Raw genomic sequence first — 24,588 nt, 5'->3', positions numbered from 1 at the left:
CCCCTACTGCACTGAGTGGTTAGGTTTCTTGACCGCAATCACTTGATCACCATCTCGAACAAAACCTTGCCCAACGGTGATAATATCCACCGTCTCCCCTAGCCCAGTTAGCCACACACCATCTTGCTCCGCTTTTACCAATTGAATGGGGATGAAGCGAACACGATCTTGCTGCAGAGTTTTAACACCTAAATTTCCTTGATCATCCAGCGCAAGCATGGCAGGCGTGATTTTCACCGCCAGTTGTGTTTCCAAACTCATCTCCACTTCAGCGCTCACACCCGCGGGGATCGTTTGATTGGGATTGTCTAATTCCACTTCGATAGCAAACGTGTTGGTGGTAGGTGATGAGACGCGAGAAATATAACGAACCTTGCCATCGATAATAGAACCATCGATAAAACGTACACGAGCGGTTTGGTTTTGTTTGATTTTTTGGATGTGTCGTTCGCTGACATCCGCTTCTATCACTAATTTACTGAGATCAATAAAGGTGACCATCGGGTCACCTACTCCGACAAAATCGCCTTTTTCTATCAAGATGTCTTCAACAATGCCATCGAAGGGAGCCACAACTGATGTATTACGTAAAGCCAATTGAGCACGACTTTGCACAGCGCTGGCTTCCGCCAAAGCGGCTTGCGCCGAAGCAAAGGCCACTTCGCCTTGTAAGCCTCGATTTTTTAACGACTCAGCGGCACTGAATTCTTTTTGTTTGAGTTTGAACAAGGCTTGCGCACTCTCTAATTGAGCTGCTAGATCAGCTTGATCGATTAAGACGATCTGTTGTCCTTTATTGACAGGCTGTCCTTTTGCTATCGATATCTGAGTAATTTTTCCTGCGATTTCAGCACCAATTTTAGCTTGACGATTAGGTGCGGTCCGACCGTAAAGATCGATATGCTTATCGGTCGATTCAGCCTCAAAAGATTGGTAAATAACTTTCGCAAGAGGAATGGTGTCATTGGCAGTTTGCCGGGGCTCTTCCGCTTTCAATGCCCCAAAACCTAACCAAAAACAGAGAAGTAGGATAAAAATCGTCGAGAGTAGCCAAGGTCGTTGCGAAAAAAAGCGGCCAATAGATGAACGGCTGATTTTGGTATCAGGCATAAATAATCCTTTATTATGTTCTTGCCTTCTTAAGGTTAAGGCAAAGCCCTACATTACATCCAAATACGTAGGGCTATTAAGCTTAATTAGCTACAGTAGATTAATTGTGCATCGAACCTTTTTTAGTTAAACACTAAATGATGCACCACAACCGCATGTTGTTGTTGCATTAGGATTGTTGACAAAAAAACGAGAGCCTTCTAGGCCTTCTGTGTAATCGACAATGCCACCTATCAAATATTGTAAGCTCATCGGGTCAACCACTAATGTCACGCCACTATTAACGATTGTTGTATCGCCATCGTTTACATTTTCATCAAAGGTAAACCCATATTGAAAACCGCTACAACCACCACCAGTAATATAAACGCGCAGTTTTAGCGCTGGATTCTCTTCTTCAGCAATCAACATTTTTACGCGTTGTGCTGCAGTATCAGAAAATGACAATGGTACATTTACTTCACTCACGATGGCCTCTCTCACTCGTGTTAATACCTGTCAGACTTATTATGCTTAACTTATGCCTGTAAAGGTGATTCTTTTTTAATAATGCAATGATTATCTAATACCTGACCTATTCGTTCAAGTATTCACCGTCACTTAAGCTAAAACTCCAACTATCGAGGCATTATGCACTGAAAAAACACTCACTGTCGCGTGAGTTGTACACTATACGGCGCTTATTTGGCTGTGAATGGGCTCAGAAAATGAGTGAAAAAAAGTGTCTTTGGTGAGTTTGGGTATACAATGCGACACCAACTGGTCCGAACAAGCAGAAGAGGATAAATCCATGACCAAATCAGCAGAGCTTTATCAAAAGGCACAACGTGCAATCCCCGGTGGAGTTAACTCTCCTGTACGTGCTTTTAACGGAGTTGGTGGCTCGCCGATTTTTATCGACCGCGCAGACGGCCCGTTGATTTTTGATGCTGATGGCAAAGCTTATATTGATTATGTCGGCTCTTGGGGGCCAATGATACTAGGCCACAACCATGCGGTCATTCGTGAAGCCGTGATAGGCGCAGCGCAGCGCGGTCTCAGTTTTGGTGCGCCGACCGAGATGGAAATCGATATGGCAGAATTAGTTTCTGAGCTGGTTCCATCAATGGAACAGTTGCGTATGGTCAGTTCCGGTACCGAAGCGACGATGAGCGCCATTCGTTTAGCTCGTGGATTCACTGGGCGCGATAAAATTTTAAAATTTGAAGGCTGCTATCACGGTCATGCGGACAGTTTGCTAGTAAAAGCAGGCTCTGGCGCCTTAACATTAGGCCAACCAAGCTCTCCTGGTGTGCCTGCTGATTTTGCTAAACATACACTGACCGCCACTTTTAATGATTTAGAATCTGTACGTGAATTGTTCGCGGCCAATAAAGACCAAATAGCCTGCATTATCGTCGAACCAGTCGCGGGCAACATGAACTGCATTCCACCAGTAGAAGGGTTCCATGAAGGCTTACGTGAGATTTGTGACCAAGAAGGCGCTCTGCTGATCTTTGATGAAGTAATGACAGGTTTTCGTGTTGCACTAGGTGGTGCACAGGCTTACTACAACATCAAACCAGACTTAACAACGCTAGGGAAAGTGATCGGCGGTGGTATGCCTGTTGGCGCTTTTGGTGGACGCCGTGATGTGATGCAATACATCGCTCCAACGGGCCCGGTGTACCAAGCTGGTACGCTATCAGGTAACCCTGTGGCTATGGCTGCGGGTTATGCCTGCTTGACGCTTCTAAAAGAAGAAGGCAATGAAAAACGTCTCGCGGCCAAAACAAAGCAATTGGCTGATGGATTCAAAGAACTCGCAGACAAACACGGTATTCCTTTGCTGGTCAGCCAAGTTGGTGGCATGTTCGGCTTCTTTTTTACCGATCAAGAACGCGTCACCTGTTATGAAGAAGTCGCAAAATGTGATGTTGAACGTTTCAAGCGCTTCTTCCATTTGATGCTCGATCATGGTGTCTATTTAGCGCCTTCAGCTTTTGAAGCAAGTTTTACCTCTTTGGCGCATGGTTCCAAAGAAATTGAAGCGACATTAGAAGCGGCCGATCGCTGCTTTGCGATGATGGCAGCTCAAGCGGAATAAGCACCATTAGGCAGACTCATCATAATTATAAAGGGCTGTAGATCAGCCCTTTATTCATTTCAGACTCAATAAGCAAGCTATCATTGCCAGTAATAAATCACTAAAACGACCAACGCCATCATGCTGATGGCAAACCACGGTAGCTTCAACTTTTTTTTATGCTGGTTTTGACACCCTTTTTCATTATCACAACATCCCATCTCATCAGTTCCTCATTGATAACACGCTGATTTGCAGTCATTATAACCCTATTACTTTACAAGGTTGGATTAACAACGTGTCAGAAAAAGTGAAAATCACCTCTAGCCACTGGGTGCTCATTGCGGCACTTGTCGCTGCGGCTATTGCTTGTTATCTGTTGATTGCACCTTATATCAACTCGATTGTCATGGCTTTCATCATCTCGTTATTGATGTTTCCCATTCATGAGTGGCTCGAACGAAAAATCCCCAAATACAAAAATACCGCCTCGTTTCTCTCGTGTATTATTTTGACGTTTATTATTGTGATTCCACTGCTGTTTGTCTTTGCTGCTATTGTGCAGCAAGGGTCGGTATTTTCTCAGAACATGTACCAATGGGTCACTCATGGTGGCATTCAAACCGCCTTTGCTCATCCTTGGATTGTCAAAGGACTCGCCATTGCGAATCAATATTTGCCCTTTGATGAAATTCAGCCACAACAAATCGCACAAAAAGTGGGGCAATTTGCCAGTTCATTTGGCACCAACTTGGTCAGTATTAGCGCAAAAGTGCTGGGTGATGCGACCAGTTTTTTGATGGATTTCTTCTTAATGCTGTTCGTGTTGTTTTTCCTACTCCGTGATCACGATAAGCTCATCAGCGCTCTTAGGCACATCTTGCCGTTGTCGCGTAGTCAAGAAGACAGGTTGCTCTGCGAAATTGAGCAAGTCTCCAAATCGGCTGTCATGGGGTCATTTTTAACCGCAATAGCGCAAGGCTTTGCGGGTGGGTTTGGTATGTGGCTCGCCGGTTTCCCTGGATTATTTTGGGGCACCATGATGGGGTTTGCTTCGTTTATTCCGGTTGTCGGTACTGCTCTGATATGGATTCCAGCCACTATTTATCTCTTTCTAACCGGAGATAGCACATGGGGCATATTCTTGGCCCTCTGGAGCGTTATCGTTGTTGGCTCAATTGATAATTTATTGCGGCCCTTTTTAATGCAAGGGAGCGCGGGCATGAACACCTTAATGATCTTCTTTTCTCTGCTCGGTGGTATTCAGCTGTTTGGCCTGATTGGGTTAATTTACGGCCCACTCATTTTTGCCATCACTATGGTGCTGTTTAATATTTATGAGGAAGAGTTTAAAGGTTTTCTCAATCAACAAGATAATAGCTAACTTTTGACTTACTGACGATCAAGCTAGAAGCAAGGGGCAGACTGTGCGAGAATCTGCCCCTCTTTTTTAGCGCAGAGCCCACTATGTCCAGTTACACCGCACCAAGTCAAATTGCCCAGCGTCAGCTTGCTTATTTCGAAGGAAAACATCTTTTAGTGGCTGGAGAAGCGGAGGATTTATTTCCTGTAGAGTTAGCTAATCATTGTCGCTCTGTTTCGGTGTTCACCACTCATTATGGTTACTACCGCCAACTCGAATCCTATTCACAAATTACATGTCATTTTGGCGCTCAATTTGAGCAAAAAACCGATGCTGACATGATTCTGCTTTACTGGCCCAAAGCGAAGCAGGAAGCTGAATATCTACTTGCGATGCTGTTGGCCAAACTGGGCAAAGAGACTGAGATTGTGGTCGTGGGTGAAAACCGCTCGGGCATAAAAAGCATTGAAAAAATGTTTGCAGCTTATGGGGTGGTTAAAAAGTATGATTCAGCTCGACGCTGTTCGTTCTATTGGGGGCAATGCACTCAGCAGCCACCAAGCTTCCAAATTGCAGACTGGTTCAAAACTTATCAGGTGCAGTATCAGCAACACGCACTGATTGTAAAAAGTTTACCTGGCGTATTTAGTCATGGCGAATTTGACCTCGGCAGCCAACTGTTACTCGATACACTGCCTAAACTAAGAGGTAAAGTTCTCGACTTTGGTTGTGGTGCTGGTGTACTGGGTACAGTAATGGCCACATTAAACCCAGATATCGAGATTGAACTGTGCGATATCAGCGCGCTTGCGATTGAATCAACCAAAGCAACCTTGATAGCAAATAACATATCAGGGAATGTATTTGCCTCTGATGTCTACTCAGATACCGCTAAAGATTATCAATTTATCGTCTCAAACCCCCCTTTCCACTCCGGATTAGAGACCAGCTATAGTGCGACAGAAGCCTTACTGGCTAACGCACCAAGCCATCAAACCGTGAAAGGCGAACTTTTTATTGTGGCCAACAGTTTTCTTAAATATACCCCGCTAATTGAACAGGCTTATGGTCATTGCGAGGTGTTAAATAAGACTAACAAATTCATCATTTACCACGCAAAAAAAACATTACAAAAGTCGCAACAATAAGTGTAGTCCACTCTCAATTGGTCACTAAACTGGATGATTTTTACGAATTTTGCGTTAGTGACCACGCTTTCCACAGGACTTACTTGTCAAAGTAAAAAAACTCGTTAATTTCGTCACTTTAGGTTTTCTTTGTTTTTTTTATTCACTTTAACGACTACCTCATACCGTTAAAGCCTCACGGAAAGTAATGCCTTTTTCTATGTTTAGGTTCTCTCGTAAGCAAAAATTTAAGCGCCTGCAAAATACTCTTATGCTGGCTTTTCTCGTTTTGAGCATCACGCCTTTAACTGTGACTGCCATTTTTTTTCTGCAATCACACACTAAAGATCTTCAAGAACAAAGCACGTCTCACTTATTGTCAGTCAGAGACACTAAGCAACAGCAAGTTCTCGATTACCTCACGGCCAAAGAATCAGAAGTGATGGGGTTTGTCCGTTCAGAGTTAGCTTATGCTAGTGGAGGGCGCTTTTACGGCTTAGTCAATGCGTTCCAAAGACTTGGTCTGGATATTGTTCAAGCTCGTGAGCATGCCCAGCAGCGTTATATTCCTGGCTCTGGTGATCAGATAAAAACGTCAATATTGCCACAATCGAGCAGCTATGTAGGCAGTGAACGGTATCGCCTACTGCACAAACGCTATCATTGGGCGTATTTAGAACTGCTTAAACGTTCTGATTTTGACGATATTTTACTGGTGGATCTCGATGGTGATGTCGTTTATTCCGTTTATAAGCACGACAACTATGGGACGAATTTACTGACCGGAAAATACAAAGATAGCAATCTGGGTAAAACATTCCGCCAGTTAGAGCAGCAAGTTGGCGAACAACGAAAAATCAATGAAGAATATACACCAGTCATTATTTCTGATTTTTCACAACAAGAAGGGCAATCAGTTGCTTGGCTTGGCGCGCCCATTATTCAACAGGGCTACCTGCACAGCTACGCCATGTTCCGCCTACCAAACAATGGCATCACAAAGCTCGTTGCTGACACCAATGCGACATCGCAAATAAGGACTTTACTCGTCGGGCAAGATCATCATTCTCGAATACTCTCTTACACGCAGCAAGAAATCGAGACTAGTCAAAAAGTGATCAATCTTGCACTTTCTGGGTTGAGTGCCGTTGGTACTTACACCAATACATTGAATGAGAAAACCATTGCCGCCTATGCACCTGTTGCAAATAAAAATATCAACTGGGCCTTGGTCGTAGAGATACCAGAAAAAGAGGCTTATGCGCGAGTTCATCAGCTTGAGAAGTTATTTATTTTCGCCATGCTAACCGCGATTATTTTAGTCGTCATCGCTTCACATTATCTCTCTAATTTTATTACCTCTCCCCTACTGAAGCTCACTTGGGCGGCAGAAAAAGTCTCAGCTGGGGATTTAGATGAAAATGTTATCAATACCGATCGTAAAGATGAGATTGGTCGACTCGCAGTGAGTTTTGAGCGTATGCAGCGTTCAATCCGAGAAAAAATGCAGCTGATTAAAGCGCAAAATAAAGAGCTCGAAAGCAACATTCAATTAATCCGCAAACAGAACGATGAGTTGCATCTCGCTAACAAACTAAAAGATGAATTCCTAGCCACAACGTCACATGAATTAAGAACACCGCTGCACGGTATGGTCGGTATTGCAGAAGCACTGATCTCTGGGTCAAGTGGAACTATCACCGCCGATCATCGTTATCAATTGGGCATAATCATCAGCAGTGGACAACGGCTGACAAACTTGGTCGATGACTTACTCGATTATCATAAGATGCGCTATGGCAGCTTGGATATCAAACAGTGTGCTGTTGATCTATCCGGTGCAACACGCTTAGTGTTAGAGCTGTCTAACCATCTACTCAACAAAAAGCCCATTCGCGTAATAAACCAAATCCCTGATGAATGCATTTGGGTCTCTGCCGATCCACAACGATTAGAGCAAGTGCTTTATAACCTTGTAGGAAACGCCATTAAATATACGACTGAAGGGAAAATTGTCATTTCAGCCAATGTGGTTGATGACAAGATTCGTGTCCAAGTTGTCGATACGGGGCAAGGCATTCCTGCTGAACAACTTGAACACATCTTCGAACCACTGATTCAAGCAGGGCAAGATGCCAGTCGTTATCGACAAGGCGCAGGCTTGGGTCTTTCGATCAGCCGTCAATTGATCGAATTAATGCAAGGAACGCTTTATGTCAGTAGCCAACCTATGGTCGGTACGACATTCAGCTTTACCTTGCCATTAGCATCAAAAGCGGAAATTGAGTCAACAAGCTATATGGAAGCTGGCCACTTCCAATCTCCGACCATTTCAGACATTGAACTGCCTGAAATGCATTCACTACCTGAAAATAAAGAAGGCCCAGTACTACTGATAGCAGATGATGAACCCGTCAATCTGCGTGTCCTAGACAGCTTCCTACGTTTAGAAGGCTATCAAGTCCGCACCGCTAAAGATGGCAATGAAGTCATTAGCGCGGTCGAAAAAGAAAAACCGGAACTTCTACTGCTCGACATTATGATGCCAGGATTAAGCGGCTACCAAGTCTGTGAAAAGTTAAGAGAAACATACGATCATGCCGAGCTACCTATCATTATGTTGACGGCATTAAATCAAACTGACGATAGAGTTCGTGGTTTTGCAGCGGGAGCGAACGATTACTTATCGAAACCTTTTAATAAGCAAGAGCTCGCTGCACGTATTACGGCGCATTTAACGGCCAGCAAAGCTGAACAAAGACGTATTGAGAACAACCAACTGCAACAAGAGCTGAAGCATAGAGCAATGGTAGAGGCCAGTTTATTGGAAACCCAAGGCCGTCTACTAGAGCAGCTTGAATCCGCTCCTGAGGCCATTATTTGCATTCGAGACGATCATAAAATCCGCTTTGCGAACGAAGCGGCGGCTCGGTTATTTAAGCGCAGCCAAGAACAACTAAAGCGCTCAAATGCGGAAGAACTCATCGCTCCCAAATACTTAGTCGTCGAGCAAGAGCATTACTGCGGTAATATCGATATCTATGTCGAAGATACACGTCAACATATGTCTGCTGATGTGTTACGACTACCGGATGGCTCTGGGTTGCAGGCTATGTACATCTTTAACGTGGGTGGAAACATCAATGCAGCGCGCATCAATAACCTTGAAACCGCTATTGAAGCGCTATCCAGTTACGCATTTGAAGGCGATAAAGAAAAACTGCAGCAGCTCAAAGAACTCGGTGGCGAGTTCACTCGTATCGCCGACAAAGTATCGGGAGAGAGTCAATCTAAGCAAGATTTAATGCGCGAAGTACTGGTTGAAGCAATGACCAGTGCTTTAGATTACTGGGAACGGGTCAGTAACCAAAGCAAGTTTACCTTTGCAGAGCAGAGTGGGCTATGGCGAGTGTATCTCGATAGAAGCACATTACAGACTCGGACACTAGACAAGTACTTACGTATCGAGACACTGCCTAAAACACCTCGCTGGCGTACCGTTCTTAATTCGTTAGATTACATTCTTGATCATTGTCAGGAGCACGGCCCTGAACGCTCTCACATCGAAGCGCAGCGCGATAAATTGCAAAAGCTACTGACCTCATCACTCTAAGTACATCAACACCATTAAGCCTGCACTCTGCAGGCTTTTTTATCACTATATTTGCATGACCATCAACGGAACAACTACCCCATTGATGCATCCAGAGTGATGACTAGTTAAATTTAATCAATGTTAACCTCAAGCATCCATTACTCTGCTGCGCCTTATTCACTGCGTATTACAAACCTTACTTCTCAATAGAAAAAAAGAGGCAAAATGATGATAAAAATTGGAAGTAAAAACTGATTTCTAGGCAATTTCACCAGCAGATTTTCAATTGAAGATGAATAAAGATCCAGATTGCGAACCGAATCACAACAATTCGGCAGAATTAATTTAAGTAAAAAAATTAACGATAAAACTATAAGTGAGCAAGATCTCATGATACAAAAAAAACAAAAAAACATTAAAAATAAAGGCACAAAAAGATAGCGAGCGCTTACAACCATAAGTTAATCGAATTGAGTATGAGAGGCAGATCACTGACCTAAATGAGAGTAAAAATCAAACCAAAGATGGTAAATTGACGTTTATAACGGTCACTTTCTACAAATTGACGTTTTTAACGGGAATTCAAATTGATAATTTTCTCTCCAAGGTGTCTTCTTACTCCTGCCAAAGGTCTACAGGCCACTCATGTTGACCAACTCCTCCGGTTTGTTAACACGCAATGAGGTAGGCCTTGGAGAGTGTTTATCAATTGATGACATTCATATCCATTAGTGAAATGAAAGCAAATAGTAAGGAACAGCTATGCTTGCCAATATTAAAAAAACAGCGCTAGCCGCTGCAGTAATCGCCGCCGCAGCGAGCCTTTCAGCTCCAGCAGCCGCACGCAGTGAGCTAACGATCGTACCTGATTTCTACCCTACAATGGTACGTAACTTTAACCCGTATCTAGCAACAAACCTACGTACGACCACTGATTTCATCTATGAACCACTGGTGATATTCAACGAAATGCATGGTAATACACCCGTTATGCGTTTGGCTGAAGGCTTTAAAATGTCTGATGACCTAATGAGTGTTACTTTTGATATCCGTAAAGGTGTTAAATGGTCAGATGGTCAAGCATTTACAGCGGATGATGTCGTGTTCTCTTATGGCTTATTGAAAAATAAACCTGAACTCGACCAACGCGGTATCAACAAGTGGGTAACGAGCGTAGAAAAACTGAACGACTACCAAATCCGTTTCCGTTTAAGTGAAGCTAACTCAAACGTACCTTATGAAATCTCGTTAGTTCCTATCGTTGCTGAGCATGTATGGAAAGATGTGAAAGATCCAGCGACTTTCACCAACGAGAACCCTGTAGGTACTGGTCCGTTTACTGAAATCGACACCTTCACTCCACAGCTATACATCCAATGTCGTAACCCGAATTACTGGGATGCTGCAAACCTTGAGGTTGACTGTTTGCGTGTACCTCAAATTGCAAACAATGACCAATTGCTAGGTAAAATTGTTAACTCTGAACTCGATTGGACCTCTTCATTCGTTCCGGATATTGACCGTACTTATGCCGCTGCAAGCCCTAGCCACCACTACTGGTATCCGCCATCAGGCACACAAGCATTTATGGTTAACTTCAAAAACCCAGATGCAGTAAAAAATGAAGCGCTAAGCAACGTTGATTTCCGTCGCGCATTCTCTATGGCTCTTGACCGTCAAACTATTATCGATATCGCTTTCTATGGCGGCGGTACCGTTAATGACTTCGCTTCAGGCTTAGGTTATGCATTCCAAGCTTGGTCTGATGAAAACATCCACAATAAGTACAAAGGCTACAACACGTACAACGTTGAAGGCGCGAAAAAACTGCTTGCTAAAGCGGGCTTCAAAGACGTGAACAAAGACGGTTTTGTTGATACTCCATCAGGTAAATCTTTTGAGCTACTTGTTCAATCACCAAATGGCTGGACTGACTTCAACAACACAGTACAACTTGCCGTTGAACAGCTTGCCGAAGTAGGCATCAAAGCACGTGCTCGTACTCCAGAGTTTGCGGTTTATAACCAAGCAATGCTTGAAGGTACTTATGACGTCGCTTACACCAACTACTTCCACGGTGCGGATCCACATCTATACTGGAACAGTGCATACAACTCTGCACTACAGAAAGGTGAAGGTATGCCTCGTTTTGCTATGCACTTCTACAAAAACGACAAGCTAGATACTTTGCTAGACAGCTTCTACAAAACAGCGGATAAAAATGAGCAGCTAGAAATCGCTCACGGAATTCAGAAAATCATTGCTGAAAACCAAGTGACCATCCCTGTAATGTCAGGTGCTTACATGTACCAATACAACACAGCACGCTTTAGCGGCTGGTGGAACGAAGAAAATCCTAAGGGTCGTCCAAACATTTGGGCTGGTATCCCTGAGCGTCTATTACACGTACTGGACCTAAAACCAGTTAAGTAAGTAGAAGTTCATTCCTTGCGGCGTACTTCGTGCGCCGCTAAATAAAATCCCCTAAATACCTAGCAAATGTATAACGCTCGTCGTTAGGGGATTTTTCGCTCTAAATTTCGCTAGGAGCGACCTGAAACCAGGTACAGGATAAAACTGGGTGAGTAAGGTGTGAGTTATGGGTTATTTTTTAAGACGTTTGTCATTTTATTTTATCGCGTTGCTGGTTGCAGCAACATTGAACTTCATTATTCCGCGAGCCATGCCTGGAGACCCAGTGACCATGATGTTCGCAAACGCAACAACGCAAGTAACGCCAGAACGAATCGAAGCGATGAAACAGCTTCTCGGTTTCGTTGATGGTCCGTTACCCGTACAGTATTTGACCTATTTAAAAAGCATTCTAAGTTGGGAATTAGGCACGTCGATTAAGTTCTATCCGTTAAGTGTCAATGAATTACTGGGTAGTGCATTTGGTTGGTCGTTATTTCTAGCGGGTACTGCGGTTGTGATCTCGTTCTCAATCGGTTCTCTACTGGGCATTTTTGCCGCATGGAAACGAGGCAGTCGTTACGATACGTTTATTACCCCAGGGATGTTGGTTATACAAGCCGTTCCGCAAGTGGTTATTGCGATGATCGCTATGTTTACTTTTGCTATCGGCTTGCAATGGTTCCCTACGGGCTATGCCTACACTGCTGGTACGATGCCAGATTGGACAAGTTGGACATTCATTAAAGATGTGGCCTACCACGCTTTCTTGCCTCTTGTCTGTGCGTCTCTAGTACAAATCGGTGGGTTTCTCGTCAACATGCGTAACAACATGATTAACCTGCTCGCTGAAGACTACATCACGATGGCGAAAGGGAAAGGGCTCAGCGAAAACCGTGTGGTTTTCCAGTACGCCGCTCGTAATGCTTTATTGCCAAGTGTCACCGCTCTATCAATGTCTTTGGGTATGGCTATCGGTGGTCAGCTCATCATTGAAATTATCTTTAACTATCCTGGCCTTGGTACCGTTTTATTTAATGCGATCAACGCTCGTGATTACCAAGTTCTGCAAGGGCAGCTACTGATTATGACGCTCTTTATGCTGTTCTTTAACCTGTTGGCGGACATGCTTTATGTCGTACTAGACCCTCGCCTACGCAAGGGAGGTAAATAATCATGAAAGATCTCATTAAACTCATTCGCGGCAATACCGTTGCCATGGTCGGTGTCATTATTTTGGGCCTATTTTTATTCATCGCCCTTGCTGCGCCACTGATCACCAAACATGCGCCAGATAAACGTACCGGAAATCCACACGAGTACCCATCGTTCGTCGTCAAAGCCGCTAAAGCAGATCCGAATGGCTGGATTGCTGAAAACTTGGCAACTGACCGCCGTACCTTACTCCTCTCAAAAGGTGAAGACCATGTGCTAGGCACCTCTCGTATGGGACGCGATGTTTGGTCACAAGTGGTGTATGGCGCACGAGTCTCACTCGCCGTGGGTTTTGGCGCAGGAATGACCGTCTGTTTTCTTGCGACTGTGATTGGTGTTTCTGCCGGTTACTTTGGCGGTAAGGTCGATGACATTCTAACCGCCGCTATGAATATCATGCTGGTGATACCGCAATATCCTCTTTTATTCGTGGTCGCGGCATTTATTGGAGAGGCCGGCCCATTAACCATTGCACTCATCATTGGCTGCACCTCCTGGGCTTGGGGCGCTAGGGTCGTACGCTCACAAACCCTCGCACTGCGTGAAAAAGAATTTGTCAGAGCGGCGGAAGTCTTGGGTGAATCATCATGGCGCATCATTTTCGTTGAGATTCTACCTAACCTCATCTCCATCGTTGGCGCTAGCTTCATCGGTTCAGTGATGTACGCCATCATGATGGAAGCCACCATCTCCTTCCTTGGTCTTGGCGATCCAAACACTATCAGTTGGGGCATCATGTTGTACAACGTTCAAACGTCCTCTTCTATGCTGATTGGCGCTTGGTGGGAACTGCTTGCTCCTTGTATTGCTTTGACTCTGCTCGTTACTGGTTTGGCTTTACTGAACTTTGCGGTCGATGAAATTGCCAACCCACAACTGCGTTCACACAAAGGAATGAAGCGTTGGAAAAAACTCGCAGAGCAAGACAAGAAAGAGCGTCAGCCTGACCTGCCACCACAAAATGCACTTTGGAGCGGAGATAAATAATCATGACAAACCCACTTATTTCAATCCGTAACCTATGCGTTGACTACATCACCGACGCCGGTGATGTTCGAGCATGCAGCAACGTCAGTTTTGACATCGCACCTGGCGAAGTATTTGGTCTTGCTGGTGAATCTGGCTGTGGTAAATCAACCATCGCATTTTCACTGATGCGTCTGCATAAGCCGCCCGCGTTTATCACTGGTGGAGAAGTGATTTTTAATGGTGAAAATATCATTAAATACAGCGATGAACGCATGCAATCCTTTCGCTGGAGCCAAATGTCGATGGTGTTTCAAAGTGCGATGAACGCTTTGAACCCAGTATTGACGATGGAAGAACAATTTTGTGACGTGATCATGCGCCATACCAACATGACTCGTGAACAAGCTAAACGCCGCGCTGAAGGTTTGTTAGAAATTGTCGATATTCACCCAAGTCGCTTAAACGATTACCCACACCAATTCTCAGGGGGTATGCGTCAGCGCTTGGTGATTGCAATTGCTCTCGCGCTCAATCCTAAAATGATCATTATGGATGAGCCGACTACGGCACTTGATGTGGTTGTCCAACGTGAAATATTGCAAAAAATCTATGCGCTGAAAGAAGAGTTTGGCTTCTCTATCTTGTTCATCACCCATGATTTGTCGTTGATGGTCGAGTTCTCCGATCGAATTGGCATCATGTATTCCGGTGAATTAATTGAAGTGGCTCCTTCTAAACAGATTCTGGAAAGCCCTTTCCACCCTTACACCAAAGGGCTGGGTAGTTCTTTCCCTCCACTGACAGGCCCTAAAACGAAGTTAACTGGAATACCAGGTAACCCGTTGAACTTATTGGATATACCTCAAGGTTGTCGTTTCCAAGCTCGTTGCGATCGCGTACATGAAGCTTGCACCAAAATTCCAACGAGTTTGCGCCAAATAGAGCTTGGACGCTTCTCCAGTTGCCACCTTTACGGTGACCCAATTGCTCAAGTGAAACTGTAGAGCACAAGCTGTATTACAAAAATTTCTGGAGACAATTATGAGCAAAAATTTCGGTGAATTACTGGTTGAGGGGAAAAATCTAGTTAAAGATTTTCCAATCAACAGTAACACCCTAAAACAACCTATGATGCGAGCGATCAACGACGTATCGTTCAAAATGTTCAAAAGCCGCGGCTTGGCTGTCGTGGGTGAATCAGGCTCTGGCAAATCAACAACCGCTAAAATGATTGCCAAAATGTACGCCCCAACATCCGGTGTAATTGAATACAAAGGACGCGATATTTTAGACATCACTTCACGCAGTGACCTGATGCACTATCGCGAAGGCGTCCAGATGGTATGGCAAGATCCGTTTGGCTCACTCAACCCAACTCATACCATTTTTCATCATATTGCTCGTCCACTGCTTATCCATAAAAAAGTGACGTCAGGTAATAAGAGAGAGTTAGAAGAACGCGTTCACGATTTACTGGAACAAGTCGGCCTTATTCCACCAAAAGAAACAGCCGCGAAATATCCGCACCAGTTGTCTGGTGGACAGCGCCAACGTGTCAACTTAGCGCGTAATATCGCGGTTGGTGCCGAAGTGGTACTGGCTGATGAACCAACCTCCATGTTGGATGTGTCGATTCGTGCGGGTGTTCTCAACCTGATGGAAGAGATGAAGTTTGAAAAGCAGATGTCGCTGCTTTATATCACGCACGACATCGCCACCGCACGCTACATCGCCGAAGACTTAGCCGTCATGTACGTCGGACATATGGTGGAATGGGGCGATACCGAAGAGATCATTCACGATCCTCAGCACCCATATACTCAACTATTGGTTTCCGCAGTACCCGATCCTAGTAAATCGATACACGAGAAGCTCAAAGGGAACAAAGGCGAAATTCCACTTTGGACTCCAGTATCAACAGGCTGCCCTTTTGCTGGTCGATGCATGCAGGCAAGTGACAAATGTCGTGAACAACTTCCAGCGGTGACTCAGTTGTCTGATAACCACTTTGTTCGTTGTTACTTATTTGAATAATCACTAACGCACACCTTAAGCGATTGAAGCCGCTGACATAACCTCATCGGCTTCAATACATTAGGTAAACCTATAAAACAAAGTCAGCACATGCCTCAACTGGTTAAGTGCTGGCGAGAAATCAAAGATCTGGCTTGGAGATGTTTAATGCTGCTACTGATTAACCATATTGGTTATGAGCCACAAGGGCCAAAACAGGCGATACTAATGAGTAACACGCTCCGTGTTTCTTCCGATATCGCCCTGCTTGTTTGTGCAAACAGCCATCAAACGGTGTCGACTTTCGTTGTTGAACCACAAGCTAAAGTCGCACATTGGCATTTAGGTAGCTTTTATACGATCGACTTTTCTCAATACACCACTTCAGGGCAGTATTACCTGCGTTTTGAAAATACCCACTCCCCTATTTTTGAAATTGGTGAAGGGATACTGATGAAAAAAACGTTTTCTGATGTATTGCACTACTTCAAATCACAACGTTGTGGTGGCATTTTCGACCAGCAAGATAAGCTCGTACCACTGCTTGGTACATCAACCACTGCCGATGTACACGGTGGCTGGTACGACGCTTCCGGTGACGTCAGTAAGTATCTGAGTCACCTTTCTTACGCCAACTATTTAAACCCTCAACAAACCCCAATGGTGGTTTGGAATATGCTAAAGGGATTGGCACAACTAGAACACCACTCGAGTTTTGCTGCATTTTCTCGCACTCGCCTTAAGGAAGAGGCGTTATTTGGTGCTGATTTTCTGATCCGCATGCAAAACTCCGAGGGGTTCTTTTATACAACGGTCTTTGACAAATGGAGCAAGGACATTAAGCAGCGAGAGATCTGCGCCTATGCCACTCAATCTGGCCACAAGTCTGACGATTATCAAGCCGGATTTCGTCAAGGGGGAGGCATTGCGATTGCCGCTCTTGCGGTGGCAGCACGTTTAGATGTTCACGGTGATTTCACCTCAGAACACTATTTAACAGCGGCGGAGCATGGTTACTGGCATTTAAAAGAAAATAACACGCGCTATCTCGACGATGGTCAAGAGAACATCATTGATGCCTATTGCGCTCTGCTTGCATCGGTTGAACTCTACCGCTCAACTCATCAAGCAAATTATCTGGTTGAGTGTCGTCTTTGGGCACAAAGGTTATGCGCTTATCAACACAGCGACGCTAACATCGCTCATTATTGGGCAGCCAATAGTGATGCCACTCGTCCTTATTATCACGCCGCCGAAGCTGGACTACCAGTGATTGCACTGTGCGAATATCTCGAGATTGAAACAGAAGAACACCGCAAACAATCGGTCGTTCAAGTGATTGAGAATGCTTGCCGCTTTGAGCTCACTATCACTCATCAAGTCAGTAACCCATTTGGCTACCCACGCCAATATGTAAAACCTGTGAATGGCGACAAACGCTGCGCATTTTTTGTCGCTCACGACAATGAATCCGGCTACTGGTGGCAAGGCGAAAATGCGCGTTTAGGATCGCTCGCGTGTATGGCTTATCGCGCCCAAGCCTTCGTCAACGCAGATCTGCATGCCCCTTTAACCACCTTTGCACAAAATGCATTGAACTGGATTATCGGATTAAATCCATACGATATGTGCATGCTCGATGGGCACGGTCGCAACAATCCAGACTACCTACCCCATTTGGGCTTTTTTAACGCCAAAGGGGGAGTGTGTAATGGCATTACAGGCGGTTTTGAAGATGAAGAAGATATCGCTTTTAACCCAGCGAAACAGAAGGATGACATGCTGCAAAACTGGCGTTGGGCTGAGCAATGGATTCCTCATGGTGCTTGGTATCTGCTGGCCATCACAACCCAGTTTTGCCACTTCTCAACACCAGACTTAGAGAGGCAATCATGACCTTTTATTATGTCGGTATTGATGGAGGCGGCACATCATGTCGCGCACGCATCCGCAACGAGCAAGGCGCGCTGTTAGGTGAAGCGAAAAGCGGTAGCGCCAATATTTTATTGGGTGTGGAACTTGCCATGCAGACGATCATTGATGCAATTACTCAAGCGGCGCACCAAAGCGGGCTGACGAAAGAGAATTTTGCTCAGATGCACGTGGGTCTTGCTCTGGCTGGCGCAGAACAAAAATCCGCATGGCATGCGTTTATGTCTCAGACACATCCTTTTGCTTCACTAACGCTCAACACAGATGCTTACGGTGCGTGTATTGGTGCTCATAATGGCGACGATGGCGCAATTATGATCGCGGGAACGGGCTCTTGTGGCCTATTTTTACACGCCGGGCAGCAGCATGTGGTGGGTGGACGAGAGTTTCCCATATCCGATCAAGGCAGTGGTGCCATCATGGGTTTACGCCTAATCCAGCGCGTGCTGCTCATTGCAGATGGCATCGGCGAGCCTTCATTATTAAGCGCTCATGTGATGCAACATTTTAACCACGATGTTGATCAGATTGTCGAATGGTCAAAAAACGCACTCCCACGAGACTATGGCCAGTTCTCTCCCGTTATTTTTTCTCTAGCGCAACAAGGTGATGCGCTGGCGATAGAGCTTCTCAAACAAACCGCGGCAGACATCGAAATATTTCTTGTCGCTCTTCATAACAAAGGAGCCAAGCGGATCTGCCTCATGGGTAGCATTGCAGAGCGTATCTTGTATTGGCTTTCTCCACCGGTACAGCAGTGGATTGTTCAACCTCAATTCGACGCTATCGAAGGCGCGATTATGTTTGCCGGCAAAGCCGAGCATAATTTGTATTAAGGAATCACTATGAGCTATCGAATTGACTTTGCGGTACTCTCAGAACAGAAGCAATTTTGCCGTTTTGGTTTAACGTTCCATAACTTAAGCGATCAAGACCTAAAAGACTGGTCGTTACATTTTGTGATTGATCGCTTCATTCAGCCAGACAGCATCACCCATGGCAACGTAGTGCAAATAGGCAGTTTCTGCTCATTAACGCCAGATATGACCGTGCTTGCTGCAAACTCGCATTTTTACTGTGAATTTAGCATCAAAACCGCCCCTTTCCATTTTTACACTGATGGCGTAAAGCACGCTTTTGTTCAATGCAATGGTGAGCAACCGCTCGAACGTCATGATGTGATCGTAACTCCGATTGCTCTCGCCTCGCCTTATCGTGAGCGCAGTGAAATACCCGCAACAGAAGCCGCGAGCCTCAGTCTCATTCCATTACCAAACAAGATTGAATCCGGCACAGGGCATTGCACCTTAACGACTTCGAGCCAGATTACCTTGCAATCCACGTGCGCTGAGCAAGCTGCGACTTGGTTACAACAGGAACTCAACCGTATATTTGATTTTCAGCCCAAACCCATTGGCAGCGCTGATATTATCTACCGCACTAACCCGACCTTTGACGAGGGCGCGTATCAACTCAACGTCGATCGTACCGGCATTCGCTTAGAGGCGAGTGGCCATCAAGGCTTTATGTATGCTAGCGCGACCCTGTTGCAGTTGATTCAAGTTCAAGATCAATCGTGGTTAGTCCCCTGCGTCAAAATCAGTGATGCGCCACGCTTTAAGTACCGAGGCATGATGCTCGATTGTGCGCGCCATTTTCATGGAATCGAGACAGTTAAGCGGCTTATTAACCAATTAGCGCATTACAAATTCAATACGTTCCATTGGCATTTGACCGATGACGAAGGATGGCGTATCGAAATTAAAGCACTGCCACAACTCACCGACATCGGTGCATGGCGAGGAGTTGATGAAGTGCTCGAACCTCAATACAGCTTGTTAACGCAGCGCCACGGTGGTTTCTATACACAACAAGAGATCAAAGAGGTTATCGCATACGCTCAAGAGCGTGGTATCACAGTGATCCCTGAAATTGATGTTCCCGGACATTGCCGCGCCGCGATCAAATCTCTGCCTCATCTGCTGGCCGATAAAGAGGATCAATCACACTATCGCAGCATTCAATATTATAACGATAACGTCCTCTCCCCCGCCCTTGAAGGTACGTATGAGTTCTTAGATATCGTCTTGCAAGAAGTCTCTGAGCTATTTCCATCCCCCTTTATCCATATTGGTGCCGACGAAGTGCCCGATGGGGTCTGGATTAACAGCCCTAAATGTCAACAACTGATGGCTGATAATGGCTATACCGAGGCCAAAGAATTACAAGGACACTTACTACGTTATGCCGAACAAAAACTGCGTACGCTTGGCAAACGCATGGTCGGCTGGGAAGAAGCGCATCATGGCAATAAGGTCAGTAAAGATACTGTTATCTACTCTTGGCTTTCTGAAGCGGCGGCATTGAACTGCGCGAAACAGGGGTTTGATGTGATTTTACAACCCGGTCAGTACACGTATCTGGATATTGCTCAAGATTATGCACCAGAAGAACCTGGCGTTGACTGGGCTGGTGTCACCCCATTAGAAAAAGCCTATCGCTATGAACCCTTAGCCGAAGTGCCCGAAAACGATCCACTCCGTAAGCGAATTCTCGGTATTCAGTGCGCTTTATGGTGTGAATTAATCAATAACCCACAGCGTATGGAATACATGATTTACCCACGCTTAACTGCACTCGCCGAAGCAGGATGGACCCATAAAGTGCATCGTGATTGGCAAGATTATCTGTCACGGCTCAAAGGACATCTGCCTATGTTGGACAAGCAAGGCATCCGTTACCGAGCACCATGGAAATAAACACAACACTTGGAGTCGGCATTACCTCTCCTTGGTTTTCACTAGCATAATTTTTGGCTGCAAAAGACGCAGTTTGTTTAAAAGGAAATGACAATGAAATACGGCTATTTCGATAACGACAATCGTGAATATGTCATCACACGCCCTGACGTTCCAGCGCCTTGGACCAACTACTTAGGGACAGAAAAATTCTGCACCGTGATCTCTCATAACGCGGGCGGTTACTCTTTTTACAATTCACCAGAATATAACCGTGTTACCAAATTTCGCCCGAACGCTTCTTTTGATCGCCCGGGGCACTATGTTTACTTACGTGACGATGCAACTGGCGACTATTGGTCTATTTCTTGGCAACCCGTAGCAAAAAGCTTAGAAGAAGCGAAGTATGAAGTCCGCCACGGCCTCTCTTACTCCAAATTCAAATGTGAATACAGCGGCATTACTGCCACTAAAACTCTCTTTGTACCGAAAGGCGAAGATGCTGAAATTTGGGATGTCGTCATTAAAAACGATTCCACAGAGACTCGCACTATCAGCGCTTTTTCGTTTGTTGAATTCTCTTTTAGTCACATTCAATCCGATAACCAAAACCATCAGATGTCGCTTTACTCTGCAGGTACCGCTTATCACGCGGGTGTGATTGAGTACGATCTTTACTACAACACCAATGATTTCGAAGGCTTTTACTACTTAGCCTCGACGTTTGATCCAGACTCTTATGATGGACAACGCGATACCTTCCTTGGCTTGTATCGTGACGAAGCCAATCCCATTGCAGTAGAACGTGGTCACTGCTCGAACAGCGCGCAAACCTGCTACAACCATTGCGGTTCGCTGCACAAACAATTTGTGATCCAACCGGGTGAAGAAGTTCGCTTTGCTTATATTTTGGGAATTGGTAAAGGCAATGGCGCGCGTTTGCGTGCTAAGTACCAAGACTTGGCTAATGTCGATGCCGCTTTTGCTGGGATCAAAGCGCATTGGGATGAACGTTGTGCGAAATTCCAAGTAAAATCACCGAATGAAGGCCTTGATACCATGATCAACACTTGGACGCTTTATCAAGCGGAAACGTGTGTGGTGTGGTCTCGCTTTGCCTCTTTCATTGAAGTGGGCGGTCGTACTGGCCTTGGTTACCGTGATACGGCGCAAGATGCCATTTCAGTACCGCACGCAAACCCGAAGATGACCCGTAAACGCTTGGTTGATCTGCTTCGTGGTCAAGTCAAAGCGGGCTATGGCCTACACCTATTTGATCCTGACTGGTTTGATCCAGAAAAAGCGGATGTCAAACCATCAAAATCGCCAACCGTTGTACCAACACCAAGTGATGAAGATAAGATCCACGGCATTGAAGATACGTGTTCTGACGATCATCTCTGGCTCGTTCCAACCATCTGTAAATACGTGATGGAAACAGGTGAAACATCCTTCTTTGATGAAGTGATCCCTTACGCCGATGGTGGCAATGCAACGGTTTACGAACACATGAAGGCGGCGCTTAACTTCTCGGCAGAATACGTGGGGCAAACAGGTATCTGCAAAGGCTTACGCGCTGACTGGAACGATTGCTTGAACTTAGGTGGTGGCGAATCATCTATGGTTTCTTTCCTCCACTTTTGGGCACTGCAAGAGTTTATTGACCTTGCAAAATACCGTGACAATGCAGAGGATGTTGCGAAATATACCGAAATGGCGGCGAACGTGCGTGAAGCTTGTGAAACTCACCTTTGGGATGAAGAAGGTGGCTGGTATATCCGTGGCCTGACGAAAAATGGCGATAAGATAGGAACCGCTCAGCAAACCGAAGGTCGAGTTCACCTTGAATCAAACACACTCGCCGTCTTATCGGGCGCAGTGTCGCAAGAGCGTGGTGAAAAAGCGATGGATGCCGTTGATGAGAATCTATTCTCGGAATACGGCTTACATCTGAACGCACCTTCCTTCTCAACCCCTAATGATGACATCGGTTTCGTTACTCGTGTTTATCAAGGTGTTAAAGAAAATGGCGCTATTTTCTCACATCCAAACCCTTGGGCATGGGTTGCAGAAACGAAGCTTGGCCGTGGTGATCGAGCCATGAAGTTCTACGACGCATTAAACCCTTATAACCAAAACGACATCATTGAAAAGCGCGTTGCCGAACCTTACTCATACGTGCAGTTCATTATGGGACGAGATCACCAAGATCACGGCCGTGCAAACCATCCATGGTTAACAGGTACGTCTGGTTGGGCCTACTTTGCCGTCACCAACTTCATTTTGGGTGTTCGTGTCGGTTTTGATGGCCTAGTCGTTGACCCATGCATTCCTAGCAATTGGCCTGGTTTTGAAGTCACTCGCCAATGGCGCGGCGCGACTTACAACATCACAGTGCAAAACCCGAACTCCGTCAGTAAAGGGGTGAAAACAATCACAGTGAATGGCGAAGCAGTAGAAGGCGTGATTCCTGTCATGGCACAAGGCAGTGTCAACGATGTAGTGGTTATTCTCGGTTAACACGATTTGAGCCTCAGCGCGAAGGAGCTGAGGCTCAACATTCGTCCCACAAGGATTTTATTATGATCAAATTTGGTACAGGTGGCTGGCGCGCCTTTATTGGTGAAGAGTTTACCAAAGACAACGTCTGTCTAGTGGCTCAATCACTTGCCAACATCATTAACCACGAAAATGTGGCTAACAACGGGTTCGTTATCGGCTACGACCGCCGCTTTCTTTCTGACAAAGCCGCACGTTGGTTCGCGCAAGTCTTAGCAGCGAATGGCGTGGTGGTAAGTTTTATCGATAAGTTTGTTCCTACCCCTATTGTGATGTTCAAGGCCAAAGAGATGAATTGCGCCTATTCGGCGTGTATTACGGCATCCCACAACCCTGCGGACTACAACGGCATCAAAGTGTTCATTGAAGGTGGACGAGACGCTGATGAGGTGATCACGCAAAAAATTGAACAACAAATCGCGTCACTGACGCTTGCCGATGTAAAACACGTCGAATTTGAACAAGCGCTGCAAGATAAATCGATCGTCATCATCAATCCAATGAATGAGTTTGTCGATTCAATCATCAACTTTATCGATATTGAAGCGATCAAAAAAGCCAACCTGCGTGTGTTGATTGACCCTATGTTTGGCGTCGCGAAAAATGCATTGCAGACGGTTCTGATCAATGGCCGCTGCGATGTGGATGTGATCAATGATGGCAAAAACCCCGATTTTGGCGGTTTAATGCCTTCCCCTAATGCAGCGACTCTTTATCGTCTCAAACATTTAGTGGCCGCAGAAGGTTACGATATTGGGATAGGTACCGACGGCGATGCAGACCGACTTGGTATTATTGATGAGAAAGGCAACTTCATCCATCCTAATGAAGTACTGATCCTGCTTTACTACTACCTGCTTGAATATAAGGGTTGGAAAGGATCCGTGGTGCGTAATATCGCCACCACCCACCTGCTGGATAAAATTGCCGCTGACCACGATGAGAAAAGTTTTGAAGTCCCCGTTGGCTTTAAACACATCAGCTCACAAATGGAAGCGGATGATTCACTGATTGGTGGTGAAAGCTCCGGCGGTTTAACCATTCGTGGACACATCAAAGGTAAAGATGGGGTTTTTGCATCGAGTTTGTTGGTTGAAATGATCAGCGTGACAGGTAAAAAACTCTCCGAATTACTGGGGGAAATTTACGCGAAATACGGTTACGCCTACACCGCAGAAGGTGACTGCAAATTTAAAGCCGCACAAAAAGAGTCGTTGTATAACAAAATTTACGTTGAGAAACAGTTGCCTCAATTTGAGTATGAGATTGAGAAAGTCAGTTACGAAGACGGAGCCAAAGTCTACTTCAAAAACGGCGGCTGGGTTATTGCTCGTTTCTCTGGTACCGAACCATTGCTACGCATTTTTGCTGAAATGGCGGATAAAGACACTGCAGAACGTGTTCTTCAACAGGTGAAAGATTTTCTATCGTTATAGCTTTTACCCACTTCGACTCAAATTTGAGTCGCTATACCCGCACAGTATGAAGAG

General features: G+C 45.4%; 16 protein-coding genes. 14 read left to right on the top strand and 2 right to left on the bottom strand.

Features of this window, described 5'->3' with window-relative positions:
• Positions 1 to 3 precede the first annotated feature (3 nt).
• Entirely contained in the window at positions 4 to 1,110 is a 1,107-nt protein-coding gene (locus tag AACV32_RS10945; protein ID WP_170894992.1) for an efflux RND transporter periplasmic adaptor subunit, read from the bottom strand.
• 126 nt (positions 1,111 to 1,236) lie between these two features.
• A complete protein-coding gene (gene erpA, locus AACV32_RS10940) occupies positions 1,237 to 1,578 on the bottom strand; it encodes an iron-sulfur cluster insertion protein ErpA (RefSeq protein ID WP_026027518.1) in 342 nt (113 codons plus the stop codon).
• 322 nt (positions 1,579 to 1,900) lie between these two features.
• On the opposite strand from erpA, the gene hemL reads away from it, so the two are divergent.
• The 14 genes from hemL (at position 1,901) to AACV32_RS10870 (ending at position 24,534) form a co-directional block, all read left to right on the top strand.
• Positions 1,901 to 3,196, top strand: a complete 1,296-nt coding sequence (hemL, locus tag AACV32_RS10935) for a glutamate-1-semialdehyde 2,1-aminomutase (protein ID WP_026028237.1) — start codon at positions 1,901 to 1,903, stop codon at positions 3,194 to 3,196.
• Between the two features lie 277 nt (positions 3,197 to 3,473).
• Entirely contained in the window at positions 3,474 to 4,559 is a 1,086-nt protein-coding gene (locus tag AACV32_RS10930; protein ID WP_017045856.1) for an AI-2E family transporter, read from the top strand.
• A gap of 83 nt (positions 4,560 to 4,642) precedes the next feature.
• Positions 4,643 to 5,686: a 16S rRNA (guanine(1207)-N(2))-methyltransferase RsmC gene (gene rsmC, locus AACV32_RS10925; RefSeq protein WP_017048383.1), complete on the top strand. Its 1,044-nt coding sequence runs from the start codon at positions 4,643 to 4,645 to the stop codon at positions 5,684 to 5,686.
• Between the two features lie 199 nt (positions 5,687 to 5,885).
• Positions 5,886 to 9,278, top strand: coding sequence for a response regulator (locus AACV32_RS10920; RefSeq protein WP_170895066.1), 3,393 nt, complete (start codon positions 5,886 to 5,888; stop codon positions 9,276 to 9,278).
• Positions 9,279 to 10,022: 744 nt separating this feature from the next.
• On the top strand, positions 10,023 to 11,693 hold the full coding sequence (locus tag AACV32_RS10915) for an ABC transporter substrate-binding protein (RefSeq protein ID WP_013857639.1): 1,671 nt from the start codon (positions 10,023 to 10,025) through the stop codon (positions 11,691 to 11,693).
• A 166-nt stretch (positions 11,694 to 11,859) separates the two neighbouring features.
• Positions 11,860 to 12,846: an ABC transporter permease gene (locus AACV32_RS10910; protein ID WP_013857640.1), complete on the top strand. Its 987-nt coding sequence runs from the start codon at positions 11,860 to 11,862 to the stop codon at positions 12,844 to 12,846.
• Positions 12,847 to 12,848: 2 nt separating this feature from the next.
• Positions 12,849 to 13,874: an ABC transporter permease gene (locus tag AACV32_RS10905; RefSeq protein ID WP_013857641.1), complete on the top strand. Its 1,026-nt coding sequence runs from the start codon at positions 12,849 to 12,851 to the stop codon at positions 13,872 to 13,874.
• Between the two features lie 2 nt (positions 13,875 to 13,876).
• Positions 13,877 to 14,860: an ABC transporter ATP-binding protein gene (locus tag AACV32_RS10900; protein WP_013857642.1), complete on the top strand. Its 984-nt coding sequence runs from the start codon at positions 13,877 to 13,879 to the stop codon at positions 14,858 to 14,860.
• Between the two features lie 37 nt (positions 14,861 to 14,897).
• Positions 14,898 to 15,890, top strand: a complete 993-nt coding sequence (locus tag AACV32_RS10895) for an ABC transporter ATP-binding protein (RefSeq protein WP_013857643.1) — start codon at positions 14,898 to 14,900, stop codon at positions 15,888 to 15,890.
• A gap of 147 nt (positions 15,891 to 16,037) precedes the next feature.
• Entirely contained in the window at positions 16,038 to 17,765 is a 1,728-nt protein-coding gene (locus tag AACV32_RS10890; protein ID WP_017049769.1) for a glycoside hydrolase family 9 protein, read from the top strand.
• Positions 17,762 to 18,637, top strand: a complete 876-nt coding sequence (locus AACV32_RS10885; protein ID WP_017049768.1) for an N-acetylglucosamine kinase — start codon at positions 17,762 to 17,764, stop codon at positions 18,635 to 18,637. The genes AACV32_RS10890 and AACV32_RS10885 overlap by 4 nt, the downstream gene beginning before the upstream one ends.
• 9 nt (positions 18,638 to 18,646) lie before the next feature.
• Positions 18,647 to 20,560 (top strand): beta-N-acetylhexosaminidase, encoded by a 1,914-nt coding sequence (locus tag AACV32_RS10880; protein ID WP_019283250.1) that lies wholly within the window; start codon positions 18,647 to 18,649, stop codon positions 20,558 to 20,560.
• A 93-nt stretch (positions 20,561 to 20,653) separates the two neighbouring features.
• Complete coding sequence (locus AACV32_RS10875; RefSeq protein WP_170894993.1) at positions 20,654 to 23,059, top strand: GH36-type glycosyl hydrolase domain-containing protein; 2,406 nt, start codon at positions 20,654 to 20,656, stop codon at positions 23,057 to 23,059.
• Between the two features lie 62 nt (positions 23,060 to 23,121).
• Positions 23,122 to 24,534, top strand: a complete 1,413-nt coding sequence (locus tag AACV32_RS10870; protein ID WP_013857648.1) for a phosphoglucomutase/phosphomannomutase family protein — start codon at positions 23,122 to 23,124, stop codon at positions 24,532 to 24,534.
• Positions 24,535 to 24,588 lie beyond the last annotated feature (54 nt).

Source organism: Vibrio sp. B7 (assembly GCF_963888765.1).
GTDB classification, from domain to species: domain Bacteria; phylum Pseudomonadota; class Gammaproteobacteria; order Enterobacterales; family Vibrionaceae; genus Vibrio; species Vibrio anguillarum.
This window is presented reverse-complemented; position numbering and strand designations above follow the sequence as displayed.

What these genes read in the sequence shown, in the direction of transcription:
- AACV32_RS10885 (WP_017049768.1), top strand. Translation starts at nt 17,762, where the DNA reads ATGACCTTTTATTATGTCGGTATTGATGGAGGCGGCACATCATGTCGC.
- rsmC (WP_017048383.1), top strand. Translation starts at nt 4,643, where the DNA reads ATGTCCAGTTACACCGCACCAAGTCAAATTGCCCAGCGTCAGCTTGCT.
- AACV32_RS10910 (WP_013857640.1), top strand. Translation starts at nt 11,860, where the DNA reads ATGGGTTATTTTTTAAGACGTTTGTCATTTTATTTTATCGCGTTGCTG.
- AACV32_RS10870 (WP_013857648.1), top strand. Translation starts at nt 23,122, where the DNA reads ATGATCAAATTTGGTACAGGTGGCTGGCGCGCCTTTATTGGTGAAGAG.
- AACV32_RS10945 (WP_170894992.1), bottom strand. Translation starts at nt 1,110, where the DNA reads ATGCCTGATACCAAAATCAGCCGTTCATCTATTGGCCGCTTTTTTTCG.
- AACV32_RS10880 (WP_019283250.1), top strand. Translation starts at nt 18,647, where the DNA reads ATGAGCTATCGAATTGACTTTGCGGTACTCTCAGAACAGAAGCAATTT.
- AACV32_RS10895 (WP_013857643.1), top strand. Translation starts at nt 14,898, where the DNA reads ATGAGCAAAAATTTCGGTGAATTACTGGTTGAGGGGAAAAATCTAGTT.
- AACV32_RS10905 (WP_013857641.1), top strand. Translation starts at nt 12,849, where the DNA reads ATGAAAGATCTCATTAAACTCATTCGCGGCAATACCGTTGCCATGGTC.
- AACV32_RS10920 (WP_170895066.1), top strand. Translation starts at nt 5,886, where the DNA reads ATGTTTAGGTTCTCTCGTAAGCAAAAATTTAAGCGCCTGCAAAATACT.
- hemL (WP_026028237.1), top strand. Translation starts at nt 1,901, where the DNA reads ATGACCAAATCAGCAGAGCTTTATCAAAAGGCACAACGTGCAATCCCC.
- AACV32_RS10875 (WP_170894993.1), top strand. Translation starts at nt 20,654, where the DNA reads ATGAAATACGGCTATTTCGATAACGACAATCGTGAATATGTCATCACA.
- AACV32_RS10915 (WP_013857639.1), top strand. Translation starts at nt 10,023, where the DNA reads ATGCTTGCCAATATTAAAAAAACAGCGCTAGCCGCTGCAGTAATCGCC.
- AACV32_RS10900 (WP_013857642.1), top strand. Translation starts at nt 13,877, where the DNA reads ATGACAAACCCACTTATTTCAATCCGTAACCTATGCGTTGACTACATC.
- AACV32_RS10890 (WP_017049769.1), top strand. Translation starts at nt 16,038, where the DNA reads ATGCTGCTACTGATTAACCATATTGGTTATGAGCCACAAGGGCCAAAA.